This is a genomic window from Mesorhizobium sp. B2-6-4 (assembly GCF_006441495.1).
GTDB lineage: Bacteria > Pseudomonadota > Alphaproteobacteria > Rhizobiales > Rhizobiaceae > Mesorhizobium.
Genome location: NZ_VFUE01000007.1, coordinates 147,198 through 173,062, shown reverse-complemented (window position 1 = coordinate 173,062; position 25,865 = coordinate 147,198). Strand labels below are relative to the sequence as shown.

The 25,865-nt window shown below is 63.2% G+C and carries 30 protein-coding genes; 21 read left to right on the top strand and 9 right to left on the bottom strand.

The window, feature by feature from the left end; all coding sequences use genetic code 11:
- Window positions 1-65: 65 nt before the first annotated feature.
- Window positions 66-1,094: a CapA family protein gene (locus FJ426_RS11955; protein WP_140524894.1), complete on the bottom strand. Its 1,029-nt coding sequence runs from the start codon at window positions 1,092-1,094 to the stop codon at window positions 66-68.
- A gap of 143 nt (window positions 1,095-1,237) precedes the next feature.
- Between FJ426_RS11955 and FJ426_RS11950 the strand changes: the two genes are divergently transcribed.
- The 9 genes from FJ426_RS11950 (at window position 1,238) to FJ426_RS11910 (ending at window position 12,061) form a co-directional block, all read left to right on the top strand.
- Window positions 1,238-2,491, top strand: coding sequence for a hypothetical protein (locus FJ426_RS11950; protein ID WP_140495988.1), 1,254 nt, complete (start codon window positions 1,238-1,240; stop codon window positions 2,489-2,491).
- A 618-nt stretch (window positions 2,492-3,109) separates the two neighbouring features.
- A complete protein-coding gene (locus tag FJ426_RS11945) occupies window positions 3,110-4,795 on the top strand; it encodes a DUF2778 domain-containing protein (RefSeq protein ID WP_140560625.1) in 1,686 nt (561 codons plus the stop codon).
- A 127-nt stretch (window positions 4,796-4,922) separates the two neighbouring features.
- On the top strand, window positions 4,923-8,084 hold the full coding sequence (uvrB, locus tag FJ426_RS11940; protein WP_140560624.1) for an excinuclease ABC subunit UvrB: 3,162 nt from the start codon (window positions 4,923-4,925) through the stop codon (window positions 8,082-8,084).
- A gap of 416 nt (window positions 8,085-8,500) precedes the next feature.
- Window positions 8,501-10,027 carry an ABC-F family ATP-binding cassette domain-containing protein gene (locus FJ426_RS11935; RefSeq protein ID WP_140560623.1) on the top strand — a complete coding sequence of 509 codons (1,527 nt, stop codon included), beginning with the start codon at window positions 8,501-8,503 and terminating at the stop codon, window positions 10,025-10,027.
- Window positions 10,028-10,091: 64 nt separating this feature from the next.
- Entirely contained in the window at window positions 10,092-10,367 is a 276-nt protein-coding gene (locus FJ426_RS11930) for a type II toxin-antitoxin system RelE/ParE family toxin (protein ID WP_140560712.1), read from the top strand.
- 27 nt (window positions 10,368-10,394) lie between these two features.
- Window positions 10,395-10,703, top strand: coding sequence for a HigA family addiction module antitoxin (locus tag FJ426_RS11925; protein ID WP_140516860.1), 309 nt, complete (start codon window positions 10,395-10,397; stop codon window positions 10,701-10,703).
- A gap of 128 nt (window positions 10,704-10,831) precedes the next feature.
- The gene (locus tag FJ426_RS11920; RefSeq protein WP_140556066.1) at window positions 10,832-11,014 is read left to right on the top strand and encodes a hypothetical protein; all 183 of its coding nucleotides are present in this window, start codon (window positions 10,832-10,834) and stop codon (window positions 11,012-11,014) included.
- 154 nt (window positions 11,015-11,168) lie between these two features.
- Window positions 11,169-11,594, top strand: a complete 426-nt coding sequence (locus FJ426_RS11915; protein ID WP_140495994.1) for a glyoxalase/bleomycin resistance/extradiol dioxygenase family protein — start codon at window positions 11,169-11,171, stop codon at window positions 11,592-11,594.
- Window positions 11,595-11,707: 113 nt separating this feature from the next.
- Complete coding sequence (locus FJ426_RS11910; protein ID WP_140560622.1) at window positions 11,708-12,061, top strand: DUF1428 family protein; 354 nt, start codon at window positions 11,708-11,710, stop codon at window positions 12,059-12,061.
- 51 nt (window positions 12,062-12,112) lie between these two features.
- Here the strand turns inward: FJ426_RS11910 and FJ426_RS11905 are convergent, their stop codons facing one another.
- Window positions 12,113-13,747, bottom strand: coding sequence for a sulfotransferase (locus tag FJ426_RS11905; RefSeq protein WP_140560621.1), 1,635 nt, complete (start codon window positions 13,745-13,747; stop codon window positions 12,113-12,115).
- 187 nt (window positions 13,748-13,934) lie between these two features.
- Entirely contained in the window at window positions 13,935-14,159 is a 225-nt protein-coding gene (locus tag FJ426_RS11900; RefSeq protein WP_140516868.1) for a hypothetical protein, read from the bottom strand.
- 325 nt (window positions 14,160-14,484) lie between these two features.
- Between FJ426_RS11900 and FJ426_RS11895 the strand changes: the two genes are divergently transcribed.
- From FJ426_RS11895 to FJ426_RS11880, 5 genes are all read left to right on the top strand, one after another.
- On the top strand, window positions 14,485-14,691 hold the full coding sequence (locus FJ426_RS11895) for a cold-shock protein (protein WP_140495998.1): 207 nt from the start codon (window positions 14,485-14,487) through the stop codon (window positions 14,689-14,691).
- A 168-nt stretch (window positions 14,692-14,859) separates the two neighbouring features.
- Window positions 14,860-15,129, top strand: coding sequence for a hypothetical protein (locus FJ426_RS11890; protein ID WP_140560620.1), 270 nt, complete (start codon window positions 14,860-14,862; stop codon window positions 15,127-15,129).
- Window positions 15,126-15,410, top strand: coding sequence for a hypothetical protein (locus FJ426_RS11885; RefSeq protein WP_140560619.1), 285 nt, complete (start codon window positions 15,126-15,128; stop codon window positions 15,408-15,410). Before FJ426_RS11890 ends, FJ426_RS11885 begins: the two co-directional genes overlap by 4 nt.
- A 42-nt stretch (window positions 15,411-15,452) precedes the next feature.
- Entirely contained in the window at window positions 15,453-15,590 is a 138-nt protein-coding gene (locus FJ426_RS31330) for a hypothetical protein (protein WP_181165218.1), read from the top strand.
- 89 nt (window positions 15,591-15,679) lie between these two features.
- A complete protein-coding gene (locus tag FJ426_RS11880) occupies window positions 15,680-15,904 on the top strand; it encodes a hypothetical protein (protein ID WP_140496001.1) in 225 nt (74 codons plus the stop codon).
- A 78-nt stretch (window positions 15,905-15,982) separates the two neighbouring features.
- On the opposite strand, the gene FJ426_RS11875 is transcribed toward FJ426_RS11880, so the two are convergent.
- A complete protein-coding gene (locus tag FJ426_RS11875) occupies window positions 15,983-16,387 on the bottom strand; it encodes a Kazal-type serine protease inhibitor (protein WP_140516872.1) in 405 nt (134 codons plus the stop codon).
- 581 nt (window positions 16,388-16,968) lie between these two features.
- Here FJ426_RS11875 and FJ426_RS11870 point away from each other — a divergent pair.
- The 3 genes from FJ426_RS11870 (at window position 16,969) to FJ426_RS11860 (ending at window position 18,329) form a co-directional block, all read left to right on the top strand.
- Window positions 16,969-17,181, top strand: coding sequence for a cold-shock protein (locus FJ426_RS11870; RefSeq protein WP_006202520.1), 213 nt, complete (start codon window positions 16,969-16,971; stop codon window positions 17,179-17,181).
- 322 nt (window positions 17,182-17,503) lie between these two features.
- The gene (locus tag FJ426_RS11865) at window positions 17,504-17,716 is read left to right on the top strand and encodes a cold-shock protein (protein ID WP_006202521.1); all 213 of its coding nucleotides are present in this window, start codon (window positions 17,504-17,506) and stop codon (window positions 17,714-17,716) included.
- Window positions 17,717-17,906: 190 nt separating this feature from the next.
- The gene (locus tag FJ426_RS11860; RefSeq protein ID WP_140516874.1) at window positions 17,907-18,329 is read left to right on the top strand and encodes a BA14K family protein; all 423 of its coding nucleotides are present in this window, start codon (window positions 17,907-17,909) and stop codon (window positions 18,327-18,329) included.
- Between the two features lie 87 nt (window positions 18,330-18,416).
- On the opposite strand, the gene FJ426_RS11855 is transcribed toward FJ426_RS11860, so the two are convergent.
- The 3 genes from FJ426_RS11855 to FJ426_RS11845 form a co-directional block, all read right to left on the bottom strand.
- The gene (locus FJ426_RS11855) at window positions 18,417-19,055 is read right to left on the bottom strand and encodes an MBL fold metallo-hydrolase (protein WP_140496004.1); all 639 of its coding nucleotides are present in this window, start codon (window positions 19,053-19,055) and stop codon (window positions 18,417-18,419) included.
- Window positions 19,056-19,225: 170 nt separating this feature from the next.
- The gene (locus tag FJ426_RS11850; protein WP_140496005.1) at window positions 19,226-19,540 is read right to left on the bottom strand and encodes a hypothetical protein; all 315 of its coding nucleotides are present in this window, start codon (window positions 19,538-19,540) and stop codon (window positions 19,226-19,228) included.
- 146 nt (window positions 19,541-19,686) lie between these two features.
- The gene (locus FJ426_RS11845; RefSeq protein WP_140496006.1) at window positions 19,687-20,580 is read right to left on the bottom strand and encodes a branched-chain amino acid aminotransferase; all 894 of its coding nucleotides are present in this window, start codon (window positions 20,578-20,580) and stop codon (window positions 19,687-19,689) included.
- A 258-nt stretch (window positions 20,581-20,838) separates the two neighbouring features.
- Here FJ426_RS11845 and FJ426_RS11840 point away from each other — a divergent pair, with 258 nt between their 5' ends.
- From FJ426_RS11840 to FJ426_RS11825, 4 genes are all read left to right on the top strand, one after another.
- A complete protein-coding gene (locus FJ426_RS11840; RefSeq protein WP_181165219.1) occupies window positions 20,839-21,372 on the top strand; it encodes a MarR family transcriptional regulator in 534 nt (177 codons plus the stop codon).
- Window positions 21,359-22,078, top strand: coding sequence for a response regulator transcription factor (locus FJ426_RS11835; RefSeq protein ID WP_140496007.1), 720 nt, complete (start codon window positions 21,359-21,361; stop codon window positions 22,076-22,078). Before FJ426_RS11840 ends, FJ426_RS11835 begins: the two co-directional genes overlap by 14 nt.
- Window positions 22,079-22,126: 48 nt before the next feature.
- The gene (locus FJ426_RS11830; RefSeq protein WP_140496008.1) at window positions 22,127-23,542 is read left to right on the top strand and encodes an ATP-binding protein; all 1,416 of its coding nucleotides are present in this window, start codon (window positions 22,127-22,129) and stop codon (window positions 23,540-23,542) included.
- A 248-nt stretch (window positions 23,543-23,790) separates the two neighbouring features.
- Window positions 23,791-24,813: a glycosyltransferase family 1 protein gene (locus FJ426_RS11825; RefSeq protein WP_140560618.1), complete on the top strand. Its 1,023-nt coding sequence runs from the start codon at window positions 23,791-23,793 to the stop codon at window positions 24,811-24,813.
- A gap of 13 nt (window positions 24,814-24,826) precedes the next feature.
- On the opposite strand, the gene FJ426_RS11820 is transcribed toward FJ426_RS11825, so the two are convergent.
- Both FJ426_RS11820 and FJ426_RS11815 read right to left on the bottom strand, forming a co-directional pair.
- The gene (locus FJ426_RS11820) at window positions 24,827-25,186 is read right to left on the bottom strand and encodes a tRNA-binding protein (protein WP_140549872.1); all 360 of its coding nucleotides are present in this window, start codon (window positions 25,184-25,186) and stop codon (window positions 24,827-24,829) included.
- A 16-nt stretch (window positions 25,187-25,202) separates the two neighbouring features.
- The gene (locus FJ426_RS11815) at window positions 25,203-25,703 is read right to left on the bottom strand and encodes a YbjN domain-containing protein (RefSeq protein WP_127855850.1); all 501 of its coding nucleotides are present in this window, start codon (window positions 25,701-25,703) and stop codon (window positions 25,203-25,205) included.
- Window positions 25,704-25,865 lie beyond the last annotated feature (162 nt).

Sequence of the window (25,865 nt, the reverse complement as noted above, 5' to 3'; positions counted from 1 at the left end):
CGCCAATCATCAGCGCTTGGAAAAGCGCCGACATGGCGATTTTGGCCAATGTCCACCACCTGTAGTTACGGAAAGACAGCGCTCAACCGCCTTTGCACCTTGTCACGCATGCGGCCCTCCAATCCTTCCACCGGCGCCAGCCGCTCATGATCCCCGGCGCGCAGCCGCACAAAGGGATGCATCCGGTAGGAAATGACTGACCCCCGCGTTCCCGCATCGGCGCTGACGTCGGCGACAAGAATCCCGCCAATGCGTCCCGGCCAAGGCTGGCGGATAAGGGCGGTTCCGAGGAAATCGCCAAGTCCATAGGCGACAATCGTATCGCCGATCCGCTCCACCGGCTGCACGACATGGGCGTGGTGGCCGGCGATCAGCCCGACGCCCTGCCCTGCCAGGCGCCTCGCCAGTCTCCGCGTTTCGGCGCGCGGAAAGTGGCGGAACTCCCAATCCCAATGCGGCACGGCGCAGAGGAGATCGAACCCGTCACCTCGCAGGTGGGCAATATCGCCGGCCATCGAAACGCGGCCGGCGAACAGGTCCTCGCCCGCATTGCGCCACAGCGTGAAGGCGGCGAACCCGACAGTCAGCGGCCCGACTTCGACAGGCTGCACCGGGCTGTTGCCGGCGAGGCCAATAGTGCCGATACCGAGCCGCTTCAGCGCCGCCACGGTCTCATCGAAACCGGCGACGCCCTGGTCGAGCACATGGTTGTTGGCCAGCGACAGCACCAGTCTTTCACGCGAGATGCCGACTGCCGCCAACGCGTCGCCGAGAAAGCGCTCGCTCATCGCGTGATGGGTGCCGAGCCTGGTGCCGAGCACGGCGCTTGGCTTGTCCACGATCGGGCTTTCGCAATTGCCGATCACCAGGTCGGCCGCGCCAAGCAGCGTTTTGATCACCGGATCACAGTCGGGCGCGCTGCGGTTGGCCACCGCCGAAATGTCGCCGACGAAGGCGAGCCGCACCGTCCGTTTCGGCGCCCGATCCACCATCGTTCCGGCCACGGGCGCGAAGCCTTGCACACCACCGGACAGCGACGGTTTCAGGAATCGCGGCAGCCACGACAGTTTGTAGGAGAGCGGATAGTTCGACACGCGATGTCCAATCGTTTGCCCTGTGTAGACCGTCTGCCGGGCGCGTTGAAGCCAGCCAATGGCAATCATGCATCAGCGCCCGGCAGACGCGGCATTGCAAATGCGTGTATGATTGCCGGCACGACGCGCATGGGAGGGGGAAAATGACACCACTGGCAAGTCTGCTGGCATTGGCACTTGCTCTGGTTCTGCCGATGTCTTCGGCGCAGGCCGCCATGCCCGAAACCGCGGCCGCTCTGTTCGAGGCCAAAACCGTGGTCGCGCGCGACACGGCGCTCTCGACGCTGGAGGCAGCCGCATCCACCGACCCGGCATCCGCCTATGCCGCCGGCGCCGGCGAATTCTTCACCGCGCTGGAATTGCTGGCCAGCGGCCTGCACCGCCACGGCTTCGAGAGCCCGCGATCCTTCATGCTGCCGCTGATGCGGCTGCCTGTGCCGGAAAACCCGAACCCCGAACCGCTGACCTACGAACAGTTCCGCGCCATATTGGTCGCCTTCCGCAACCGGCTCGAGAAATCCGCAGCCACGCTGGGCTCGGTGCCTGCCGATGCCGATATCGGCATTGTCATCGACCTCACCCAGGTCGGTATCGACCTTAACGAGGACGGCACGATCGCGCCGGACGAAAGCATTGCCGCCATAATGGCCTCGCTGTCGCGCGGCGTGGCGCCCGACGATGCCGCGCCTGCGCTCACCTTCCGCTTCGACCGCGCCGACGGTTATTGGCTGCAGGGCTATGCCGAGTTCCTGATGGCGCAGGCCGATTTCTGGCTGGCGCATGATTTCAGGAGCACGTTCGACGGTTCCTTCCACATGCTCTTCCCGCGCGCAAAACTGCCGTTGCAGGACATCCTCGTTCCGCCGGCTGGCGACATGGGCAGCAGCATCTTCTCCTCGGAATGGCGCATCGCCGATTTCATCTCGCTGGTGCATCTTGTCAACTGGCCGGTGGTCGAGCCCGAGCGGCGGCAGGCGGCGCGCCGTCACCTGCTGGAGATGATCCGGCTGTCGCGCGAGGACTGGAAGGCGATCCGCGCCGAGACCGACAATGACCGCGAATGGCTGCCGGGACCGCAACAGAAGGGCGAAAACCCGCTCACCGGCCTCGAAGTCGGAGAGCAGCAGGTCGCGGCCTGGCTCGCCACCTTGACCATGGCCGAGGACCTGCTCGAAGGCCGCGTGCTGCTGCCGCATTTCCGCATCACCGGCAAGGGCATCAACATGAAGCGCTTCTTCGACGAGCCGAAACCCTTCGACCTGGTGCTGTCGATCACCGGCCCGGCCATCGCGCCCTATCTCGAAAGCGGCAGGATCCTGACCAGCGACGATTTCGACCAGATCCAGAGCGAGTTCGGCGGCGGTGGCTTCCTGACGTTTGCGCTGTGGTTCAACTGAGGGCCCAAGAGGGCTGCGTTCCTGGGCGGTCAGCGCCAGCCCCCCACCCGGACCTGCGGTCCAACCTCCCCACAAGGGGGAGGTAGAAGCTCCATTGCAAACCCTAGAAAATCGCGCCTTGGTACAGCACCGCTTCCGCCTCCTCCGGCGCGAACCGCCGCGCCAACACGGTGGCCGATCAATGGTCGCCGCGAAACCGCGGTACGGGCCGGTTATCTGCTGCGGGCGGATAGCAGTTTTGGGGCGACGCGCTGGGCCTTCTCGGGAGTACGGAATGACACGCGCCACCGTCGCGGCCCCGCTGAAACGGCCATTCGCTTCAATTAGCAAGAGCTGTTTTGCTTGACTCGGCCGTTAAAAGCAGGCAGCAAAATACTCTTGGAAGGGCTGTAATACCGCGTTCATGGTCGTGGACGAGCCTTTTTTGGCACAAAGTCCACGTCTCTCGGTTGGTTTTGAGAGGGATTGGTTAACCAACTTTGTCCATATTTTGAAGCAATCGGCAACCAAAGACAGGCGCGGCAAACGCGTCGGGGACCACCTGGGATCACTCACAGAATGGTCGTCGCGGCTATCACAGCCGCGGACGTGGGAGCCGATTGGAGCAAGATTGGTTGAATGGCGTTCTTGAGTAAGAAAATTGTCGGGGACAGGCGTTGGGACGGCGAAGCTGCCGACAACGCGTCACGTGCCTCATCCTTCAACTCTAAGCGGATCGTCCGCTGGGTCGCCGTGCCCGGCGTCAGCGCTGCCGTTGGCCTGTGGCTGGTCGGGACAATGGCTGGTCTGAGCTCCGTCGGCGCTTCGCTGTCGTCGACGTCGAGCGTCCTGCCTCAGAGGCTGGCCATGCCGGGCTCGCTCGCTCTTGCCGATCCGCTGAAACAGCATTTCCTGATGCCCGCTGCGCCATTCGCACTGGCCAACGCCGATGGCGGCACGCAGGCGCTGCAGAACCACGCCGTGCAATGCGGCTCCGGATGCTTCAGGCTGGCCGCGCTCGCTCCTCGGGCGGAAAAGTCGGCGCGCCTCGTGGCCGCGTCCACGGCACACCCTGTCCCGGTCGCCAAGACGACCTCGCAGGAGCGCTTCGAGCGCATGGAAGCATCTCTCTCGCCAAGCAAGCTCGCCGCCGCCTTCGCCAACGCGGCCAAGCCCGTGGCCACGGCCGGCGCACCCGCCCGTCCTATCATCTCGACCTCCGCTCCACAGGTCGCCGAGGCATCGCTGGTGCCGGGCGCCAAGCTCGTCGCCAGCCTGTCTGAAGACTTGCCGGCACCCGCGGCGGAGCGCTTCGCCCGGATCGACACCGGCTCGGTGGTTGTCCAGACAGCGCCGCAGCCGATGCATTTTGCCCAGCCGGATGCCGGCACGCCGGACAATTCGCAACTGGCCCTCGCGCTTGCCCGCTCGCTGCCTGTCGAGGACGAGGCATTCGCCTCGCCATTGCCGATGACGGACTCTTCGGCCGATGTCGCGGTTTCGCCTGTCGAAACCCAGCAGGAACAGCCGGGCGATGCCGCGGCCTTGCCCGACGCGCTCACCGATGACGTGCCGCTGCCGACCCGTCGGCCGCAATTCGACGCGCCGGAGCCGTTGAAGTCCGTGGAGCAGGAAAAGCCGACTCAACAGCCCAAGGTCGTGCAGCAGAAGCCGGCACCTCAGACAAAGCCGGTCCAGCAAGCCCAGCCGGCGAAGCCGATCCAGCAAGCCCAGCCGGCGAAGCCGATCCAGCAAGCCCAGCCGGCAAAGCCGGCCCGGCAGGGCCGGCCGGCGGATGGCGGCGACGCGTTGGCCTATGCAAAGCCAGACACGCCTTCGGGCGGCCTCGGCCAGGCGTTCAGGAACCTGTTCAACGCGCCGGGCGGCTCCAGGAGCGGAGCCGGCAGCGGTGTCGCCATCTATGACATCAGCGCCAAGACCGTCTACATGCCCGACGGTTCGAGGCTCGAAGCGCATTCGGGCATCGGCGCCATGGCGGACCAGCCGCGCTATGCCGATCAGAAGAACCGTGGGCCGACACCGCCCAACACCTACAATCTGTCGCTGCGCGAGTCGCGCTTTCATGGTGTCGAGGCTTTGCGTCTGACACCCGTCGATGGCCGCAATAAATACAATCGTGACGGGCTGCTGGCCCACACCTACCTGCTTCGGGGCCGCTACGCACAGTCCAGTGGATGCGTCGCCTTCAAGGACTATGCGCGCTTCCTCGCCGCCTTCAAGAAGGGCAAAATCAAGCGCCTCGTCGTGGTGCCGCGCCTGAACGGATCGCCGACACGCGTGGCCGACAACGCACGCGGCGCCTGACCGCAATCGGCAGGCATCACCGGCACTTGCCTCCTCCTGACAGCCTTCTGTCAGGAGCTGCATCTGGTGATGCGCCTCGGCTGATCGCGCTCTTTCCATTTTCGCCAAGACCTCCCATATTCCGGCCATGGCCAAATCCACCGAAAAGAGAACGCCGTCGACGGCGAATGACGACCGCGCCGCGCCCAAGCGGCGCAGCCCGCTGACCGATTTCCTCGACGCCTCGGAGCCGCTGCACGAAGGCGGCTTCGCCGAGATGCCCCAGCTCGAACTGTCCGGCACGCCGCTCACCGGTTCGGTCGCGGACTGGGCCGAGCAGATCGAGCAGGAAGCCGAACGCGAAGGGCGCCAGGCCGGCAAGGACGGCGGCAAGTCGCCGAAGCCATCGAAGAAGATCCCCGAGCGCTCCGCGGCGCCCGGGCGCACGGCGCGTGGCACCTCGATGGGCGGCGCGGCGACAGCCCGCGAGCGCGCTGCGGCCGGCCTCAATCCCGTCGCCGGCCTCGACGTCTCGCTCGAGGAAGCCGAGACGATGACGTCGAGCGGCGTCACCGCGACGGTGGCGGCTCTCTCGGCTTTGATTGAATCCGGCAATCCGCTGCACAAGGACGGCGTGCTGTGGACGCCGCACCGGCCTGCCCGGCCGGAAAAGTCCGAGGGCGGGATCACCATCAAGATGGTGTCGGATTTCGAGCCGGCCGGCGACCAGCCAACCGCCATCAAGGACTTGGTCGAGGGCGTCCAAAACAACGACCGCACGCAGGTGCTGCTCGGCGTCACCGGCTCGGGCAAGACCTTCACCATGGCCAAGGTGATCGAGGAGACGCAGCGTCCCGCCTTGATCCTGGCGCCGAACAAGACGCTGGCGGCGCAGCTTTATTCCGAGTTCAAGAAATTCTTCCCGGACAATGCGGTGGAGTATTTCGTCTCCTACTACGACTATTACCAGCCGGAAGCCTACGTTCCGCGCACCGACACCTTCATCGAGAAGGAATCCTCCATCAACGAGCAGATCGACCGCATGCGCCACTCGGCGACGCGCTCGCTGCTCGAACGCGACGACGTCATCATCGTCGCTTCGGTCTCCTGCATCTACGGTATCGGCTCGGTCGAGACCTATACGGCTATGACCTTCCAGATGCAGATCGGCGACCGGCTCGACCAGCGCGCACTGCTCGCCGACCTCGTCGCCCAGCAATACAAGCGCCAGGACATCAATTTCGTGCGCGGCTCGTTCCGCGTGCGCGGCGACACGATCGAGATCTTCCCGGCCCACCTTGAGGATCGCGCCTGGCGCATCTCCATGTTCGGCGACGAAATCGAGGCGATCACCGAATTCGACCCGCTGACCGGCCAGAAGACGGGCGAGCTGAAAAGCGTCAAGATCTACGCCAATTCGCATTATGTGACGCCGCGCCCGACGCTGAACCAGGCCATCAAGTCGATCAAGGAAGAGCTCAAGCACCGTCTGGTCGAGCTCGAGCGCGCCGGCCGCCTGCTGGAGGCGCAGCGTCTGGAACAGCGCACCCGCTTCGACCTGGAAATGCTGGAAGCCACCGGCTCCTGCGCCGGTATCGAGAACTATTCGCGCTATCTCACCGGCCGCCAGCCGGGCGATCCGCCGCCGACCCTGTTCGAATATATTCCCGACAACGCGCTGGTCTTCATCGACGAAAGCCACGTCACCGTGCCGCAGATCGGCGGCATGTATCGCGGCGACTTCAGGCGCAAGGCGACGCTTGCCGAATACGGCTTCCGCCTGCCTTCCTGCATGGACAACCGGCCGCTGCGCTTCGAGGAATGGGACGCCATGCGCCCGCTCTCGGTCGCTGTCTCGGCAACCCCCGGCGGCTGGGAGATGGAGCAGTCCGGCGGCGTGTTCGCCGAGCAGGTCATCCGACCGACCGGCCTGATCGACCCGCCGGTCGAGGTGCGCCCGGCCAAGACCCAGGTCGACGACGTCGTCGGGGAGATCCGGGAGACGACCAAGGCCGGCTACCGCACGCTGGTCACCGTGCTGACCAAGCGCATGGCCGAGGACCTCACCGAATATCTGCACGAGCAAGGCGTGCGCGTGCGCTACATGCACTCCGACATCGACACGCTGGAGCGTATCGAAATCCTGCGCGATTTGCGCCTCGGCGCCTTCGACGTGCTGGTCGGCATCAACCTTTTGCGCGAAGGCCTCGACATCCCCGAATGCGGCTTCGTCGCCATACTCGACGCCGACAAGGAAGGGTTTTTGCGCTCGGAGACGTCGCTGATCCAGACCATCGGCCGCGCCGCTCGCAATGTCGATGGCAAGGTCATCCTCTATGCCGACCAGGTCACCGGCTCGATGGAACGCGCCATGGCCGAGACCAATCGCCGTCGCGAAAAGCAGATGGAGTGGAACGCCGCCAACGGCATCACGCCGGAATCGGTCAAGTCGCGCATCTCCGACATTCTGGATTCGGTCTACGAGAAGGACCATGTCCGCGCCGACATCTCGCAGTTCACCGACAGCGCCGGCGCCATGATGGGCAACAACCTCAAGGCCCATCTGGACGCGCTGGAGAAGCAGATGCGCGACGCCGCCGCCAACCTCGATTTCGAGAAGGCGGCCCGCATTCGCGACGAGATCAAGCGGCTGCGTGAGATGGAGATGTCGATCTCCGATGATCCGCTGGCCAAATACGCCGATATGGAAAGCCCGGTCTCGGGCCGCGAAAAAGGCAAGCACAACAAGGGCGTGGCCAGGCATCGTACATCGGAGGAACAGGAGCGGTTCCGCAAGCTCGACGAAGCACGCGCCGCCGAAGAGGCAGCCAAGGCTGCCCGGCCCAATCTCTTCCGCAAGCCCGATCTCGACGAGATGGGCGCCGATGGCGCGGTGCCGGTGAAGAAGCCCCTGTTCGCCAAACCGTCGATCGACGACATGGGCCCAGGCACCGACATGCCGACGCCGGCCGGTGCCGTGTCGCGCTCGCTGTTCAAGAAACAATCGGCGTCCGAAGCACACGGCTCGGATTTCGGCATTCCCGGCGAGCCGACCAAACCGCTGTTCAAGAAAAACTCTCTCGACGAGATGACCGTGCGCCGCACCGAGAAACCGGTCGAGGGAAAAGTGCCGGCGAAGCCTCAGCCGATCTCTCCCGTTGTTGGGGCCGGCAGGACAGACGGGGGCGCGAAGGAACGCGAGGACAAACCCGTCGTGCGCCAACGCGCCGGCATTGGTTCTTATGAAGACCCCGGCGACGCCCGCCGCGAAAAGCGCCGGCCCGCGAAGACAGGACGGCCCGGAAAGTAGTTCGTTCGAAAGGCCGGCGGGACGGCGCCCCCTCTGTCCTGCCCGTCCTCCACAGCAGCTGCGCTGCAGCTGCGGAGGGTGGACCGGACATCTCCCCCGCGAGTGGGGAGATTGGCAGCTTCAGCGCCCCGCTCGACGCTACCCTCCTCTTGCCCAGCGCATGACCTTTGGTGTACTCAGTCCCCACACCCAAACGTCTTGAAAGGAGGGCTGCGTGTTTATCGATCACCATCGTCAGCGTGGCCCGATTTCCGCCCTGCGAGCTTGCTTGCAGGGCTGACCAGGGACGGTCCGGGTTTTTCCCGCTTCGATTTTTTGGTCTGCCCTTCGTGGTGCGCATTGCCGAGCCTGATGGCCGCTTGCGCACTGACAAAGTGCATTGAGCCGGACTTTCCGGATAGACCAGAGAAATCGACATGGCCCTGATCAGCCTCAAATCCCTCGGCGTCACGATGAGTGCGCCGCTCTTTTCCAATCTCGACCTCACCATCGGCAGCGGCGACCGGCTCGGCATCGTTGCCGCCAATGGTCGCGGCAAGTCGACCTTGCTCAAATGCCTGGCCGGCGAGATGGAGCCGACCTCCGGCGACATTACCCGCACGCGCGGCTTGCGCGTCGGCCATGTCGAGCAGTCCGTTCCTGCTGCCCTGCTTGGCCGCAGCTTTCATCAGGTGGTGGCTGACGCTTTGCCGCCCGAGCAAGCCGAAAGCGAACTATGGCGTGTCAATGTGGTGCTGGATTCGCTCGACGTTCCTGAGGCGATGCGCGAGCGAGAGATGCAGGCGCTGAGCGGCGGCTGGCAGAGGCTGGCACTGATCGCGCGTGTCTGGGTCACCGATCCCGACATGCTGCTGCTCGACGAACCGACTAACCATCTCGACCTTGCCCGCATCAGCCAGCTCGAAACTTGGCTGAACGCGCTACCGCGAGAGGTGCCGGTGGTGATCGCCAGCCACGACCGCGCCTTTCTCGACGCCGCCACCAACCGCACGTTGTTCCTGCGCCCGGACCAGTCGCCGGTGTTTTCCCTTCCCTACTCCCGCGCCCGGCAGGCCCTCGATGAGGTCGATGCCTCGACCGAGCGAAAATTCCAGCGCGACATGAAGGTGGCGCAGCAATTGCGACGCCAGGCTGCCAAGCTCAACAATATCGGCATCAATTCGGGCAGCGACCTTCTCACGGTCAAGACCAAGCAGCTCAAGCAGCGCGCGGAGCGACTTGAGGACGCGGCGGCCCCGGCGCATCACGAGAAATCGGCGGGGGCGATCCGGCTGGCCAATCGCGGCACGCACGCCAAGGTGCTGATCACGCTCGACGACGCGGCGGTGGAAACGCCCGACGGCACGCTCTTGTTCAGGACCGGCAAGCGCCACATCTGCCAGGGCGACCGCATCGTGCTGCTTGGCCGCAACGGCGTTGGCAAGTCGCGCTTCGTCACGCTGATCCGCAACGCCATTATCGAACCCGACACGGTTCAGAACGTGAAGGTGACGCCGTCGACGGTGCTCGGCTACAGCGACCAGGCCCTGTCCGGCATCGGCGGCGACGATACGCCACTGGCGATGGTGTCGCGCCGTTACGATGTCGGCGAACAGCGCGCCCGCTCTCTGCTTGCCGGCGCCGGCGTCGGCATCGAGATGCAGGAGCGCAGGATCAGTGTGCTGTCCGGCGGCCAGAAGGCGCGGCTGATGATGCTGGCGCTGAGGCTCGCCAATCCGAATTTTTATCTGCTCGACGAGCCGACCAACCATCTCGACATCGACGGCCAGGAAGCGCTGGAGGAGGAATTGCTCAAGCACCAGGCAAGCTGCGTGCTCGCCTCGCACGATCGCTCCTTCATCCGTGCCATCGGCAACCGCTTCTGGCTGATCGAGAGGCGGCGGCTGACCGAAGTCGACGATCCCGAGGAGTTCTTCCGCTCAGTGGCTGAAGGGGCGGGATAGATCGGATTGTAAATTATCCGCTTACAGGTCCTTGAATCTTGTAAGCGATCTGTTTACATACCTCATGATCAAGTCTTTCAGGAACAAGGCCCTGTCAGAGCTCTTTCAAACCGGGAAAACCGGCAAGATCGACGCCAAGATGCACAAGCGCGTTCTTGTCCGGCTTGACCGCCTGGAAGCTTCAGAAAAGCCCGAGGAGATGAACCTTCCTGGCTTTGCCTTCCATGCGCTGAGAGGCTTCGATCCCATCCGTTACACGGTCCACGTCAACGGCCCGTGGTGCATCACGTTTGAATTCGACGGCAAGGACGCCCGCGTCGACTTCGAGCAATACCGCTGAGGCGGCCAGATTGGAGAAGTTCGATCTATGAGCGTGCACGAGCCGACGCGTCCTATCGAGCGCTGTCCCTCCCACCCGGGAGCGCTGCTTGAGGACATTATCCCGGCAACTGGAAAGACCAAGGTGGAAATTGCAAAGCTGCTCGGCATCTCCCGGCAGCAGCTCTATGACATCATCCGCGAAAAGAAGCCGGTTTCACCGGCTGTGGCCGCCCGCCTTGGGAAGCTGTTCGGCGATGGAGCCGCGATCTGGCTTCGCATGCAGGCAGCTTTCGATGCCTGGCATGCCGAACGTGAGGTGGATGTTTCGGCTATTCCGACGCTCAAGGTCGCGTAGGCCGTGGCGCTCGAATGAGAAATTAAACGCTGCGAGAAAAAAACGACGACCTGTCGGATCGCCTGAACCTGCCTCGTCCTTGGGATGCCGACACGATGATGCCGGCGCCAACCCAGGGAGAATGCATCATGTCCGTCCTTTCCTCCATCGGCCGCATCGCAACCCGATATGCGGCGGCGCGTGCCCGCCATCGTAGCGAGCGCATCCTGCTTTCGCTCCCCGCCGAACTGCGCAAGGACGTTGGCTTTCCAGAACTCTTCGACGCGCAGAACAGCCGCCGCTCAGCCGCCGTCTCGGCCAAGGTCATATGAGCGGCCGAGCCATGCGTCTATCGCTTGAGTTCTCCGGTCGCCCGGCCAGTCCGGGCCCGGCCCTCGAGAAAAATTTCAAGCCCATGTAGGACCGCCGTCACCTCGCGCGTCCTATGGTCCGCAAGGCCAAATCAAACGTGAAGAGGAACACGCAATGACCGACCAGACCCCTGTGCAGCCCAAGGCGAAAGTGCTCGGCGGATTGACCCCCTATCTGCAGGTGGACGGCGCCTTCAAGGCTGCCGAATTCTACCAGAAGGCGTTCGGCGCCGAACAGGTCTTTGCCTACCCCGCGGACGAAAAAGGCCGCACGATGCATGTCCACCTCCACATCAACGGCTCGACGCTGATGTTGGGCGACGCCTATCCCGAGCACGGCCACCCGCACCAGGCGCCGCAGGGCTATACGCTCCAGCTTCATCTCGGCAGCGACGAGATCGACGGCTGGTGGCAGCGCGCGGTCGACGCCGGCTGCGAGATCGTGACGCCGCTGCAGGTGATGTTCTGGGGCGACCGCTGGGGCCAGGTGAAGGACCCTTTCGGAGTCGCATGGGCGATGAACGCTCCAGTGGAGCAATAACCGTCGCAATTCGATAGCGGGCGTCAGCACTCTCGGCGAGAAGTGCGCGCCCACCTGCCCCGGGTCGCATCCCTGCCGGCCCGGCGCCGGATGCAGCAAACAAGGAGATTGCCATGTCCTATGTCGACGGTTTCGTGCTTGCCGTGCCAAAGGCAAAACTCGACGATTACAAGAAGCTGGCCAACACCGCCGGCGCCGTCTGGAAGGAACACGGCGCGCTCGCCTATGTCGAGTGCGTCGGCGACGATGTGCCTTATGGCGAGGTCACGTCGTTTCCACGCGCCGTGCAGGCCAAGGACGACGAAGTCGTCATCTTTTCCTGGGTCGTCTACAAATCCAGGCAGGACCGCGACGCGGTCATGGCCAAGGTGATGGCCGATCCACGATTGCAGCCGGATATGTCGAAAATGCCGTTCGACGGCAAGCGCATGATCTTCGGCGGGTTCCAGACGTTCATGGAATTGTAGGCAACGCACTTGGGCGGAGCGGGAGCGCTCCGCCGGAAATGCCGCGCCGCATTAAGCCAGTCTGTCCAGCAGGGGCTTCAGCCTGTCGCCGTAGCGCTTCCACAGGTCGACCGAGCCTTGATACATCGGCTGGCGCACCTGCGCGGCGGAAGCCGTGCGCACCGGCCGGTCGGTCTGGTGGAACGACAGCACGGCATCGTCCCATGGCAGCCCGAGATAGTCGATCAGCGCCCGGCTCTGGCCTTCCTGGTCGGCGACGAAATCCTCGTAGCGCACATCGTGCACGACGCCGGGCAGCACCTTGTGCCAATGCGCCATGATGTCCGTGTAGAGATTGTGGAAATCGGCGAGTTCGCCCAGATCATAGCCGTAGCGGTGGCTGTCGCCGCGGAAATGTACCTTGTAGATCGAAAGGCAGGTTGCCGCCGCATCGCGGGCGCAATGGATGATCCTGGCCTTTGGCATCATCATGTGGATGAAGCCGACAAGCAGGAAGTTGCCCGGCATCTTGTCGGTAACGTGGCGCATGTGCGGATAGCGGGCATGCAGCATGTCGAGATAGGCACGTCCCGCCTCGGCAAAATCCGTATCGGGTACATCCGAAACGCCCCAGGGGAAGCCGCCGGGCATGGTCGCCGGGAACTGCCTGCCGACCGCCGTCTTCAGGATACCGAGCTCGCCGGCCCCGTAGACCTGCGGATGGCTGGCGATGATCTGCTCGACCAGCGTCGTGCCGGAACGAGGCATGCCGACGACGAAGATCGGCGTGTCGTCGGAGATCGGGCTCGGCCTGTGCTTCTGGAAGAAATCCCTGTCGAACACCGTTTTCATAGCCTCGAATTCGGCGCGTGTCCTTTCCGCGTCGTAGTCGATGCCCTTGCGGCGGATGGCATTGCCTTCGGCGAAATAGTCGAAGGCTCTGTTATAATCCTTCAGATCGTCGTTGACCTTGCCGAGGCCGAAGGCAAGCTGCATGCGCGCCAGGCTGTCCGGCAGCGCCTTGGCGTGCTGGGCCTCCATCCCGGTCAATTCGGCATCGCGCTCCTTCTGGCGCTTGACCTGCGTCAGCATCAGCCAGGCGCGCGCCATGCCGGGATCGGCCGCCAGCGCCTGCCGGAACAGGTCGGCCGCCTCGTCGAGCTCGCCTTTTTCCATCAACCCGACGCCCAGCCCGTGCAGCAGTTCGGCGTCCTTCGGACGGATCGACAGCGCCTCGCGGAAGACGGCCAGCGCCTCGTCCAGGCGCCCCGTTTCCTGCAAGGTTTCGGCAAGCCCGATGCGGGCGCGGAAATGGAAGGGATTGCGCGCGACCGTGCCGCGATAGATCTCCTCGGCGCCTTCGAACTGGCCAAGCTGTTTCAGTGACGAGCCGAGATTGTCGCGCGCCGCGAGTTGGTCCGGCCGCAGCGCCACCGCGCCGCGGAAGAAGTCGGCGGCCGCCGCGACACGGCCGAGATCGCGCATCACCGTGCCGAGGTTGTTGAGGAAATCCGGATTCTTCGGCTGCAAGCGCACCGATTGCTCGAGGAGACCGAGCCCCTCGGCGCTGCGCCCGGTCTGGTGCAGCAAAAGACCGAGAAAATGCGCAGCCGCCGCATGGTTGACCTTGTGCGTCAGCACTTGCCGATAGAGCGCCTCGGCCTCTTGCCGCCGCCCCGCCTGATGCAGTTGCAGCGCCCTCTGCACATGCTGGTCGAGACTCGACGGCGGCTGTCCGCCCGAGCCGGAGTTGGCGCCAGCACCCGCCGCTCGTCTCTGATCTCTGTTAATGGGAAACCTGCCGTGTTTGTCCGCCTGCCGCGATCTAGGCCATTGGCGCGGCGGGTTCAAGGCTTTGCTTGGTTTCTTGCGCTTGCCATCGGCGCGGACAAGATCAAATCAGCCGGTTGGTCTCGGCCGTCTGCCTGGCGCGCCGAACCGTTCCGTCAGTATCGGCGATCGTCCGCCTTTCAGCCTCGTCGCTTCTGACGGTCAGCCGCGCCGACTTGACGATCATAGGTTTGCCGGTACGCCCGATGGCGACGGCATATGCGGTTGCCGGCCTGATGGGCGGGTTGATCGCTGTGGTATTGCCTCGTGAGCTTCTCGCAGAAACCATGGTTTTTGTCCTTTTTTTGGAGAAATAAAACGCAAATTTCGGGAGCGGACCCCAAAATGATTTTTTGAGAATTTTTGGAAAATATCATCAAACCATAGCAGAGTTTTTCAAATTAACGCAGCAATCTTTTTCCTTTGGCTTACTTATTTTTCCAAATCTTCTTGAAAACTATGCAAAGTCGAGCTACATATATATGAGCGTTTGGGCCAGAATTGGCATTTCGCGGCGTCAGAGGTTCTCGACCCGCCAATCTCATTCCAAATCATCGATATCGGCAACGCGGCGCATTTGCTCCGCGACCGTTCTCATTCTTCGAAAGACACCCATGAACACCGGAACCGTGAAATTCTACAATGGCCAGAAGGGTTTTGGCTTCATTCAACCAACCGACGGCGGCAAGGACGTTTTCGTCCATGTCAGCGCATTGGAACGCGCGGGCTTTCCTGGCCTCGCCGAAGGCCAGAAGCTGCAATTCGAGTTGGAGCGTGATGCCAAGGGCCGCGAGTCGGCCGCCAATTTGCAACTGATCTGATCCGGCCGAATTCGATGACCGCTGACCACGGATGTACTGGCAGCTCTCGAAAATGGCTTATTTCCAGCGATTGCCGGAAATAGGAAAGCGGGGCTCGTCCCCGCTTTTTTGCTTTGAGGCTCTCCGCCTCGCATGTCGCCACAGGGCTTAAAACATCAAGGCAGGACAATGCCGGACCGCACGACCCATTCCGTCGCACATTTCATGGCTCCTTTCGTACTCGGCGGGCTGGAAGGGCAACTGCCGGCGGGCGACTACGACATCGATCACGACGAAGAGCTGATCGAGGGCATGTCGCGGCTTGCCTGGCGCTGCGTCGCCACCTTCATCCATTTGCCGGCAAGAGCGGTGAAAAACCCGACCACCAGTCAACTCGTCGCCATCGATTACCTGGACCTCGAAACAGCGCTGAAGCGCGACAGGGAGAATGCAGCATGATCCGTTTCCAGCAGAATGCGCGTCCGCGCACCGACACGCCCTCGCATCTCTTCGCGGTCGGCCAGACCGTGCGCATGAAGAGCCGCACAGGGCTCCTCAACAAGACTGCGGAGCTGTTCGAGATCAAGAGCAGGCTGCCGGTCAAGGACGGCTCCCCGCAGTACCGCATCCGCAGCGAGCAGGAGACCCACGAGCGGGTCACCACGGAAGACAATCTCGAACCAGCCGACAATCCGATTGGCACCGACAATCCGATCGTTGGCAACGATCCGGCGGTCTGAGACCCCGGCGCCGCCAGACCACCAGCACGAGGAGCAGACAAGATGGCCAAGGGTCAACAGCGCAGCAACCGCGAAACACGAAAGCCCAAGAAGGACAAGGTGGTGGCCAAGCCCGCCTCCCCGTTCGGCTCGTCGGTCAAGCAGGCCGAGAGCGGCCTGAAGCCGAAATCGAAGAGCTGATCGCGGACGACTTCTTCCGCGCCCATCCCTGCCGCAGAATCTCCTGCCGGAGAATCTCCCTGGCGGAACAACGCATCATGGAGGCGTCCTTGAATTTCGTCATCGAGTTTTACCGATCGCGCGAAGCCGAGGAAGCGACGCTCGACAAGGTGTCGCTGGAAGCCCCTACCCTGCGCGCAGCCTGGCAGGGCGCCACCGCGCTCTTCCATACGCTCGCAATGCCGCAAATCCCCGATCGCGTGCGCATCTGCGATGAGCACGGCAGCGAGCTTTACTCCGGGCCGGCCGACGGCGCCTATCCATCCGCGTTGTGACCGTCACACGTCCCCGAAATTTGTTTTAGACGGCATCCGCGTTTTCCCAAGGTGCGGAAAAGACGAACACCCGGCCTTTCAGCAGCGGCCCCCGCCAACGATGCGGTAGTCGGCGGCGCGTGCCTCGCAGGCGTTGGGGAAGGTTCGCAACTCTCCGCCGCGCCGGGCGCAGACCGGCGCGTATTCGCGGGTGCAGAAAGTCTGCTCGCCGCCACCCTCGCCGCCGTCACGGCAGGGACCGTCGCGCACGATGCGATAACCCGCCCGGTCGGCAAGACAGGCATTGGCGAAGGTCTGGCGGTCGCCACCGCGCCGGGCGCAGACGGGCTCGTACTGTTTGGTGCAGAATTGCGGTCCCGGCCGCGGCGGCCGTGGCCGCGGTCCCGGGCCGTCGTCGACGACCACTGTACAGGCGGCAAGAACAGCCGACAGGAACAGGACGACAAAACCCTGTCGCGAGAAGATTGCCGCAAGAAACCTCATGATCGTCTCTCCCTCGATCCTCGCCTCGCTGCGTGCCGCTCCAAGTACGCAGCTGTTCGGGACAATGATATTCACGAAGCAAAGGCTCAAACCAGTCGCGCTGTTGCGATCCTCCGCATTCCATCGCCGATTGCAACCCTCGTTTGCAGCCGGCTGCTAAAAAGAACGTCGCCTGGATTATCCCGGCGCCTCGCACCGCCAGCCGTCGCCGCCGCTGGCCCATGCGTGACGGGGCTGTGGCCGATGACCCCTCAGGCAACGAGGCCTATTTGCGGCGCGTCGATGCTCGGATTGGTCGATTCATGCGTCGGGACGCGCCCATCGGGGGCGGCCCGCGGCGCTATCTTGCAACCTTCACTTTTCCGTGCGATAAATTCCGTGTTCGGGCATTTGCGACCCGGAGAGCGGAACGTTTTGGACGACCTTTCCCCGATACTGTGAATCTCTGACGGCCCCGTTTTTCGGCGGGGGGTTTGACCATGCGCCAATGCATGACTGCCGAAAGCTACCACCGGGAACTGCCCTCGACGCGAGGTGGCGGGCAGGACCATCAAGACTGAACGGGTGAAGGAGTTTCCCCAATGGCCCAGACCGGCACCGTTAAATTCTTCAACGCGACCAAAGGCTTCGGTTTCATCACGCCCGACGGTGGCGCCAAGGACGTATTCGTCCACATTTCCGCGATCGAGGCCTCGGGCCTGCGCACGCTCGTCGACGGCCAGAAGGTCACCTTCGACGTCGAGCCGGATCGCATGGGCAAAGGCCCCAAGGCCGTCAACCTCCGCGCCGCCTGAGCCATCGGCCAGCAGCACGCCCTTCCTGGCCGTGCGACTGAGGCTCCGAAGCTTGAATGACTTCGGAAGAGGCAAACGAATTTTGAAGGCGCGGCGATTTTCGTCGCGCCTTTTTCATGTCGCAGCGCAGCAAAAATGCTGTCGCCCCAAAGTGGATCCGGTGTCGGGTCAACGACATGCATCATAATGAAAACTTAAAGCGCGACGCGCTTTAAGTGCCCGCAAAACTTTCTCTTGCCGATGACGCTAAAATAAAGGACAAATTTCCATTCGGGCATTTGCCGGCCCGAGACTGGAGTTTATGGGATCAAAGGAGCTTCCCATGCCGCAGACCGGCACCGTCAAATTCTTCAACCATGCCAAAGGGTTCGGCTTCATCACACCGGATGATGGCGCGAAGGATGTCTTCGTTCATATTTCGGCCGTGCAGGCGTCGGGTCTTCCCGGTCTTGAGGATGGGCAGAAAGTGACATTCGACACCGAGCCTGACAAGCGCGGCAAGGGTCCCAAGGCCGTCAACCTGTCGATCGGCTGAGCCTGCTCCGGAACGGCGGCTGTTCTGGCAGGACAGCTTCGCTCCCTGGAGCGTTCGATAGTTGATGCCCGTGCCCTCCGGTCAGGCAAAAATTCGTTCAGCCCCCGTTCAGCCACGGTCTCATATTAATCTTTCGTAAAGCCGGACCGCATCCCCGGAATTCTTACGGGCCGGCACGAAGGAGATCGACATGAACCGAATTTTCAAGACAGCCGTGCTGTCCGCCGCAGTGGTTGCCACCACGTTCGCGGCCTTGCCCGCGGCCAATGCGGGCGATTGGCGTCACCGCCACCATCATGACCATGGCGATGCCATTGCCGCCGGCGTCCTCGGCCTCGCGGCCGGCGCGCTGATCGGCGGTGCGTTGGCCAACCAGCAGCCGCCGCCCCGCGACTACTACGATGATGGCTATTACGATCGCGATGTGCGGATTCGCCCGGCGCCGGTCCGCCGCTACTATGCCGAACCGCAAGTGGTCTACGCCGACCGCTATGCCGAACCGTGGACGCGCGGCTGGTACGACTATTGCTCCGACCGGTACCGCACCTTCAACGCCCGCACCGGCACCTTCACCGGCAATGACGGCGAGCAGCATTTCTGCACCGCTAACTGATCAAGGGCTTCCCTGCCTCAACAAAAGCGCTGACCGCAAGGCCGGCGCTTTTTTGTCAAGCCGGCACCGGCTTCGGCGCGACGCGCTTCACGTCAAAAACGGATTGCTCCGCCGCTCCTCGCCGAAACGCCCGCCCGGACCGTGGCCGCAGATGAAGCCGATGTCGTCGCCGAGCGGCAAAAGCTTGTCCTTGATCGAGGCGATGAGTGCCGCATGATCGCCGCCCGGCAGGTCGGTGCGCCCGATCGAGCCGCGAAACAGCACGTCCCCGACATGGGCGAATTTGGCCGCGCGGTTGTAATAGACGACATGGCCGGGCGCGTGGCCGGGGCAATGCAGCACCTCGAAGAGATGCGAGCCGAACGAGACCGTCTCGCCTTCGGTGAGAAACCGGTCGGGCACGCAGTTGCGCACGCCGGCAATGCCATAGCGCTCGCCCTGGTTCTCAAGATTGTCGAGCAACATCCTGTCGGCCTCGTGCGGGCCGATGATCTCGACACCGAGCGCTTCCTTCAACTCCATCGCGCCGCCGGCATGGTCGATATGACCATGCGTGATCCAGATCGCGCCGGCCGATATCGCATTGTCCTTCAGCGCCGCCAGCACCTTGTCGATATCGCCGCCCGGATCGACGACGACACCGTGCTTGTCGTCCATGTCGAACAGGATCGTGCAATTCTGCTGGAAAGGCGTGACCGGCACGATGCCGGCATTGAGCTGACCCATGATCGTCCTTTCGATGTTCACGCCGTGATGTAGAGGCGCGAGCGAAGGGCGTCCACCCTTGGGATCGGTCGTTCCAAAGCGCGTCGCGTCGAAACGCATTCATGCGGCGCGCTCTGGAAACAGAAATGGGCGGCCGAAGCCGCCCATTTGGCCAGCCCGAGATCGCAGGCTTACTTCTTCATGGCGCCCATGACCGCGCCGATAATGCCGGTCAGGATCGCGCCGCCGCCGGCGCCGCCGACGATGTTCTGCAGGTTGAGCGCGCTGCCCAGACCACTCGTCGCTGCCGCAGCCGCTGCCGGATCGACTGTGCCGCCGAGCAGGCTGCCGAGGATCGCCGCGCCGCCGACGCCGCCAATGGCGCCGCCCAGGATCTTGGGAAGCTGCCCCAGCGCCGCCGTCTTGATCGCCGCGCCGACCGCCTGACCACCGATGATGCCTGTAATGATCTGAACGATGATCGGAAGAAGCGTATTCATGTCCATCTTACCAGTCCCTCCATAGCTGCCAGCCTCCCGGGCCGACACCATCATGGAGACGCTGAATTCGGCGAAAGTCAAATGCAGAAACGCTGAAATAAAAGGGGCGGCCCGAAAACCGCCCCTGCTTGCGTGAAAAGCTGTGACTTTCGTTATTCTGCCGCGATCGCGTGCTTCGGCTGAACGGCCGCAGAATAGTCATTCATCAGAGTCTTGGCGATCTCGCCGACCTCGAATCGGTACGGCCCGATCTCCGAAACCGGGGTCACTTCCGCTGCCGTTCCAGTCAGGAAGCACTGCTCGAAGCCCTCGAGTTCTTCCGGCATGATGGCGCGCTCCACCACCTCCAGGCCGCGGTCCTTGGCGAGGCCGATGACCGTGCGGCGGGTGATGCCGTCGAGGAAGCAGTCCGGCTTTGGCGTGTGGATCCTGCCGTCCTTGACGAAGAAGATGTTGGCGCCGGTGGCTTCCGCGACCTGGCCGCGCCAGTCGAGCATCATGGCGTCGGCATAGCCCTTGGCCTCGGCGGCATGCTTGGACATGGTGCAGATCATATAGAGGCCTGCAGCCTTCGATTTGGACGGCGCCGTGCGCGGGTCGGGCCGGCGCCACTCAGCCATATCGAGACGTATGCCTTTCAGCTTCTGCGCCGGATCGAAGTAGCTAGGCCACTGCCAGATGGCGATGGCGCAATTGATGCGGTTGTTCTGCGCCGAAACGCCCATCTGCTCGCTGCCGCGCCAGGCGATCGGCCTGACATAGGCATCCTTGAAGCCCTGCTTCTTCAGCAGGGTACTGGAGGCGTCGTTGAGCTCGGCCACCGAATAGGGGATCTTGAAGCCGAGCAGCCGCGCCGATTCATGCAGGCGCTCGGTATGCTCGTTGAGCTTGAAGATCTCGCCACCATAGGCGCGCTCGCCCTCGAACACCGCGCTGGCATAGTGCAGGCCGTGGGTCAGCACATGGATCTTGGCCTCGCCCCATTGCACGAACTCGCCATTCATCCAGATGAAGCCGTCCAGTTGATCAAAGGGAACGGATGCCATGGTAACCTCCCGCGGGCGGCAGCCCGCATATCGTTGTTCGTTGCGTGCTCTTGTCGGCCGCGCCATCTGGTTGGGGCGCCTGCCGCTGTCTGGAAAGGTAGGCGGATAATCGTGCTCTGGCAAACTCAGGAAGTTCCGGAAAACCCGGCCTGTCTTGCCTTTTCGTTCGCAATCCGCCCAAAACCTTGTCAAAAATTATCATTGCAGGGAAATTACGTCAATAGTACTGACATAATCTTCCCTGCCCATGGAGAAAAGATGACGGATCGAAGCCGAGCAGCCGGGACACCGATCAGGACCGCGATGTCAATCGAGGATGGCATTGATTTCGCCCTCATCGAGCTGTTTTTCTTCGCCTATCGCGATTTCACCTCGGATCCCGATCAGATCCTGGCCGACTATGGCTTCGGCCGCGCCCACCACAGGGTGCTGCATTTCGTCAACCGCAGGCCGGGCCTGACGGTCGCCGAACTGCTCGATGTCTTGAAGATCACCAAGCAGAGCCTGGCGCGCGTGCTGAAGCAGCTGATCGACACCGACCATGTCGTGCAGTTGCAAGGGCCGCGCGACCGTCGCCAGCGCGAACTGTACCCGACCGCCAAGGGCCGCGCGCTGGCGCTGGCGCTGGCACGGCCACAGTCGCGCCGCATCCATGCTGCATTGGAAGATTCCGGAGCCGCCGAACGGACCCAGGTGGAACGCTTCCTCGAAGCAATGGTCAATCCGGAACTGAGAGCCCAGATCGACGTTGGGTCCGCAAAAATGTCAGGGAAAAGCCATGGAGAGCACTGAACGCGCTGATCACGCGGCCGCACCGGACGACGATGCGCCGCATCTGCTTGTGGTCGATGACGACACCCGCATCCGCAACCTGCTCAAGCAATATCTGACCGAAAACGGTTTTCGCGTCACCGTCGCCGGCAATTCGGGCGAAGCCCGGCGCAAGCTCGCCGGCCTCGACTTCGATCTTCTTGTGCTGGATGTGATGATGCCCGGCGAAAACGGCGTCGACCTGACCAAGGCGCTGCGGGCCGAGAAGAACGTGCCGATCCTGATGCTGACGGCGCTATCGGAAACCGACAGCCGCATCACCGGCCTGGAGGCCGGCGCCGACGATTACCTGCCAAAGCCCTTCGATCCGCGCGAATTGATCCTGCGCATAAACAACATCCTGCGCCGCGGCGGCCCTGCGACCACGCCCAAGGTGGAGCAGCTCGTCTTCGGTCCCTACACATTCCAGATCGCCAGGCGCGAATTGAAGCGTGGCGGCGAGGCGCTGAAGCTGACCGATCGCGAGCAGGAGATCCTGGCGATATTCGCCGCGCGCGCCGGCGAAACCATTCCACGCCACGAACTGGTCGGCGACGAATCGGATGTCGGCGAACGCACCATCGACGTCCAGATCAATCGGCTGCGCCGCAAGATCGAGCGCGATCCCTCCAATCCGGTCTGGCTGCAGACGGTCCGTGGTATTGGGTATCGGCTCAGCGTCGAATAGACTACCGCCTTCGGCCTGCCTGACGGCCACGGAGCGAGCGAAAGGTGAATGGCGACCACGGAACTGGAACAGCCGGAATCTGACGGCTTGAGCACGCGCTCCACACGGCTGCTCAAGAGGGGTCCGCGCGTCTGGAACCGGTTCTGGCGCCTCGTTTCGCTCTACATGCCCAAGCGCCTCTACGCGCGCTCGCTGATCATCGTCATCGCGCCGATGATCCTGCTGCAATCGGTGGTCGCTTTCGTCTTCATGGAGCGGCATTGGGCGACCGTGACGCAGCGCCTGTCGCAGGCGACCGTGCGCGACATCGCCGCCATCATCGACCTGATCGAGACCTATCCGCACGACGCCGACTACGCCAACATCATCCGCATCGCCCAGGACCGTATGCAGTTGAAGGTCGACCTCCTGCCGCCCGACCCGCTGCCGCCGCCCGGGCCAAAGCCGTTCTTCTCCATCCTCGACGACGTTCTCTCCGCCGAGATCACCCGCCAGATCAACCGGCCGTTCTGGATCGATACGGTCGGCAACTCCAACATCATCGAGGTGCGCGTCCAGCTCGAAGGCAAGGTGTTGCGCGTCTTCGTGCGCCGCAGCCAGGCCTATGCTTCGAACACGCACATCTTCCTGATCTGGATGGTCGGTACCTCGCTGGTGCTGCTGATGATCGCCATTCCCTTCCTGCGCAACCAGATCCGGCCGATCCTGACGCTGGCCGAAGCCGCCGAAAGCTTCGGCAAGGGCCGGCCGATGCCGCGTGATTTCCGTCCGCGCGGCGCGGAGGAGGTCCGCCGCGCCGGTTTTGCCTTCATCCAGATGCGCGAGCGCATCGAGCGCCAGATCGAACAGCGCACCGCCATGCTCACCGGCGTCAGCCATGACCTCAGGACCATCCTCACCCGCTTCAAGCTGCAGCTGGCGCTGGCGGGCGGCAAGGCCGAGACCAAGGCCGCGCTCAACCAGGACATCGACGACATGCAGTCGATGCTCGAAGGCTATCTTGCCTTCGCCCGTGGCGAGGCCTCGGAAGACACCGGGCGCTTCGATCTCGAAGCCTATTTCCAGAAGCTGAGCGAGGAAGCTCGGTTGCGCAAATGCAAATTGTCGACGACGCTTTCCGGCGATCCGACCGTGCATGTGCGGCCGAACGCCTTCGCCAGGCTGATGTCGAATGTCATCGGCAACGCCTTCCGCTACGCCAAGACGGTGGAGGTGGCCGCCAATCATGGCCGCGGCTCGCTCGTGGTCACCATCGACGATGACGGTCCGGGCATTCCGGCCGAAAAGCGCGAAGAGGTGTTCAAACCCTTCATGCGGCTCGACGAGGCCCGCAATCTCGATGCCAGCGGCACTGGCCTCGGCCTGTCGATCGCCCGCGACATCGCCCGCAGCCATGGCGGCGACATCACGCTCGATGTCAGCCCGCTCGGCGGCTTGCGCGCCGTGATCAAGGTTCCGGCCTGACAGGGACTTAATCGCGGGAAGCGGAAACCGTTTCCGGACGAGGTCATGTTCGGCCGATTTCATTGGCGCGTCATGAAACCATGCTGAAGAGCGCGCATGAAGCGCGCGACCTCACTTGATTCGAGCCCGCCGTCTGACTTCGATCCCGTGCCCGCCCGGGTGCGCTGGAGCGAAGCGAGGGCCGCAGGCTGGTCGCCGTCCCGGCATCATACCGAGGCAACCGCCGACCTTTCGAGCAAAGGCCCGCCATGCGCATATTGATGGTCACCGACGCCTGGCGCCCGCAGGTCAATGGCGTCGTCCACACGCTGGAGCGGCTCACCGAGACGCTGAAATCGTTCGACGTCGCGGTGGATTTCCTGACACCCAACATCTTTCACACTTTGCCCTTGCCGACCTATCCCGATATCCGCCTGGCGCTGACCACGCCAGGTCATGTCGCGCGCCTGATCGAGGCCTACAAGGCAGACCACATCCACATCGTCACCGAAGGTCCGCTCGGCATCATGGCGCGGCGCTACTGCCGCAATGCCGGCCGGCCGTTTACGACCAGCTACCACACACGCTTTCCTGAATATCTCAGCGCCCGGCTGCCGGTGCCGGAAAGCTGGGCCTATCGCTGGCTGCGCGATTTCCACAATTCCGGCCAAGGCACGCTGGTCGCGACGCAGTCTCTGGCGGATGATCTTGCAGCGCGCGGCTTCAACAAGCTGAGGCCATGGACGCGCGGCGTCGACACCGATCATTTCCGGCCCGACAAGAGGAAGGATCTCGGCTTCCCCGGCCCGTTGTTCCTCTGTGTCGGCCGCGTCGCCATCGAGAAGAACCTCTCCGCCTTCCTCGATCTCGACCTGCCCGGCAGCAAGGTGATTGTCGGCGAGGGCCCGGAACTGGCGAAGCTCAAGGCGCGCTACCCCGCCGCGCATTTTCTTGGCCACCGCCCCAACGATGAACTGGCCGAAATCTACGCCTCGGCCGACGTTTTCGTCTTTCCGAGCCGCACCGACACCTTCGGCAACGTCATCATCGAAGCGCTGGCCAGCGGCACGCCGGTCGCCGCCTTTCCGGTCACGGGACCGATCGACATCGTCGGCGACGGCTTCGGCGGCGCGGTCTCCAGCGACCTGCGCGCGGCATCGCTCGCCGCCCTCGATGTCGACCGCGCCGAAGCCCGCGAACGCGCCATGCGCTACAGCTGGAAAGCCTGTGCGGAAATGTTTCTCGATACGGTCCAGGAGGCGCTGGGCACGACGCGCAAACTGGCAGCCTGACGCTACCCCTCGGCTAAAACAACCGCCCGCCGTCCGGCACCTTGCGCTCGATGGCGCCGAGCACCACGGCGCCCTCCTCGTCGGGAAAGCCGAGCGTCAGCACTTCCGACATGAACGGCCCGATCTGGCGCGGCGGAAAATTGACCACCGCGAACACCTGCCGGCCGATCAGCGTCTCGGGCGTATAATATTTGGTGATCTGCGCCGACGATTTCTTCACCCCGATCTCGGGCCCGAAATCGATCTTGAGCTTGAATGCCGGCTTGCGCGCCTGCGGAAACGGTTCGGCCTCGACGATCGTGCCGGCACGGATGTCGACACGATCGAAATCGGCGAAACTGATCTCGGGCTTGCGCTCGCTGCTTGAACTCATGTCGAAAACATCTTGGTCAGGCGTTGCCGAAAGTCTCGAACAGCACCCCCGCCAGCGCGTCCTTGGCCGATGTGCCGGACCAGACGACGAACTGGAAAGCCTGGAAGTAGCATTCGCAGGCCTCCAGCGCCGACGACAGCAGCACCTCGACCTGCTGGCTCGAAGGCTCGACCCCGCCGGCCAGAAGCAGCGACTGGCGGAACATGATCGCGCCTTCCTGCTCCCACAGGTCGAAATGGCCGAACAGCATCTGTTCGTTGATCAGTGACAACAGCCGCATCACTTCCAGCGCGCGCGCCTCCGGCACCTTGATGTCAAAGGCGCAGGCCAGATGCAGCGCCTCGAAATCCTCCATCCACGAGAAGGAGACGTGATAGTCGGTCCAGCTTCCGGCGACCGAGATCGAGATTTCGTCGTCGCCGGCCCGTTCGAAGGACCAGTCATTGTTGTGGGCCACCTGCTCAATGACATCCACCGGATGGATTTCGCGGGAGAATTCGAGTTCGAGAAGTTCCATGGAATGCTTCCTGTGTTCAGGGGAGCGCCACACGCTCCGCGGGGCACACACGACGAACAATCTGATCTAGAACTCGGACGGCCAGGACTTCTCGACGCAAAGACCCCAGACCGGACCCCACCGCCCGGCGCATGACCCTGCTCCGAATCATGCAACAAATTC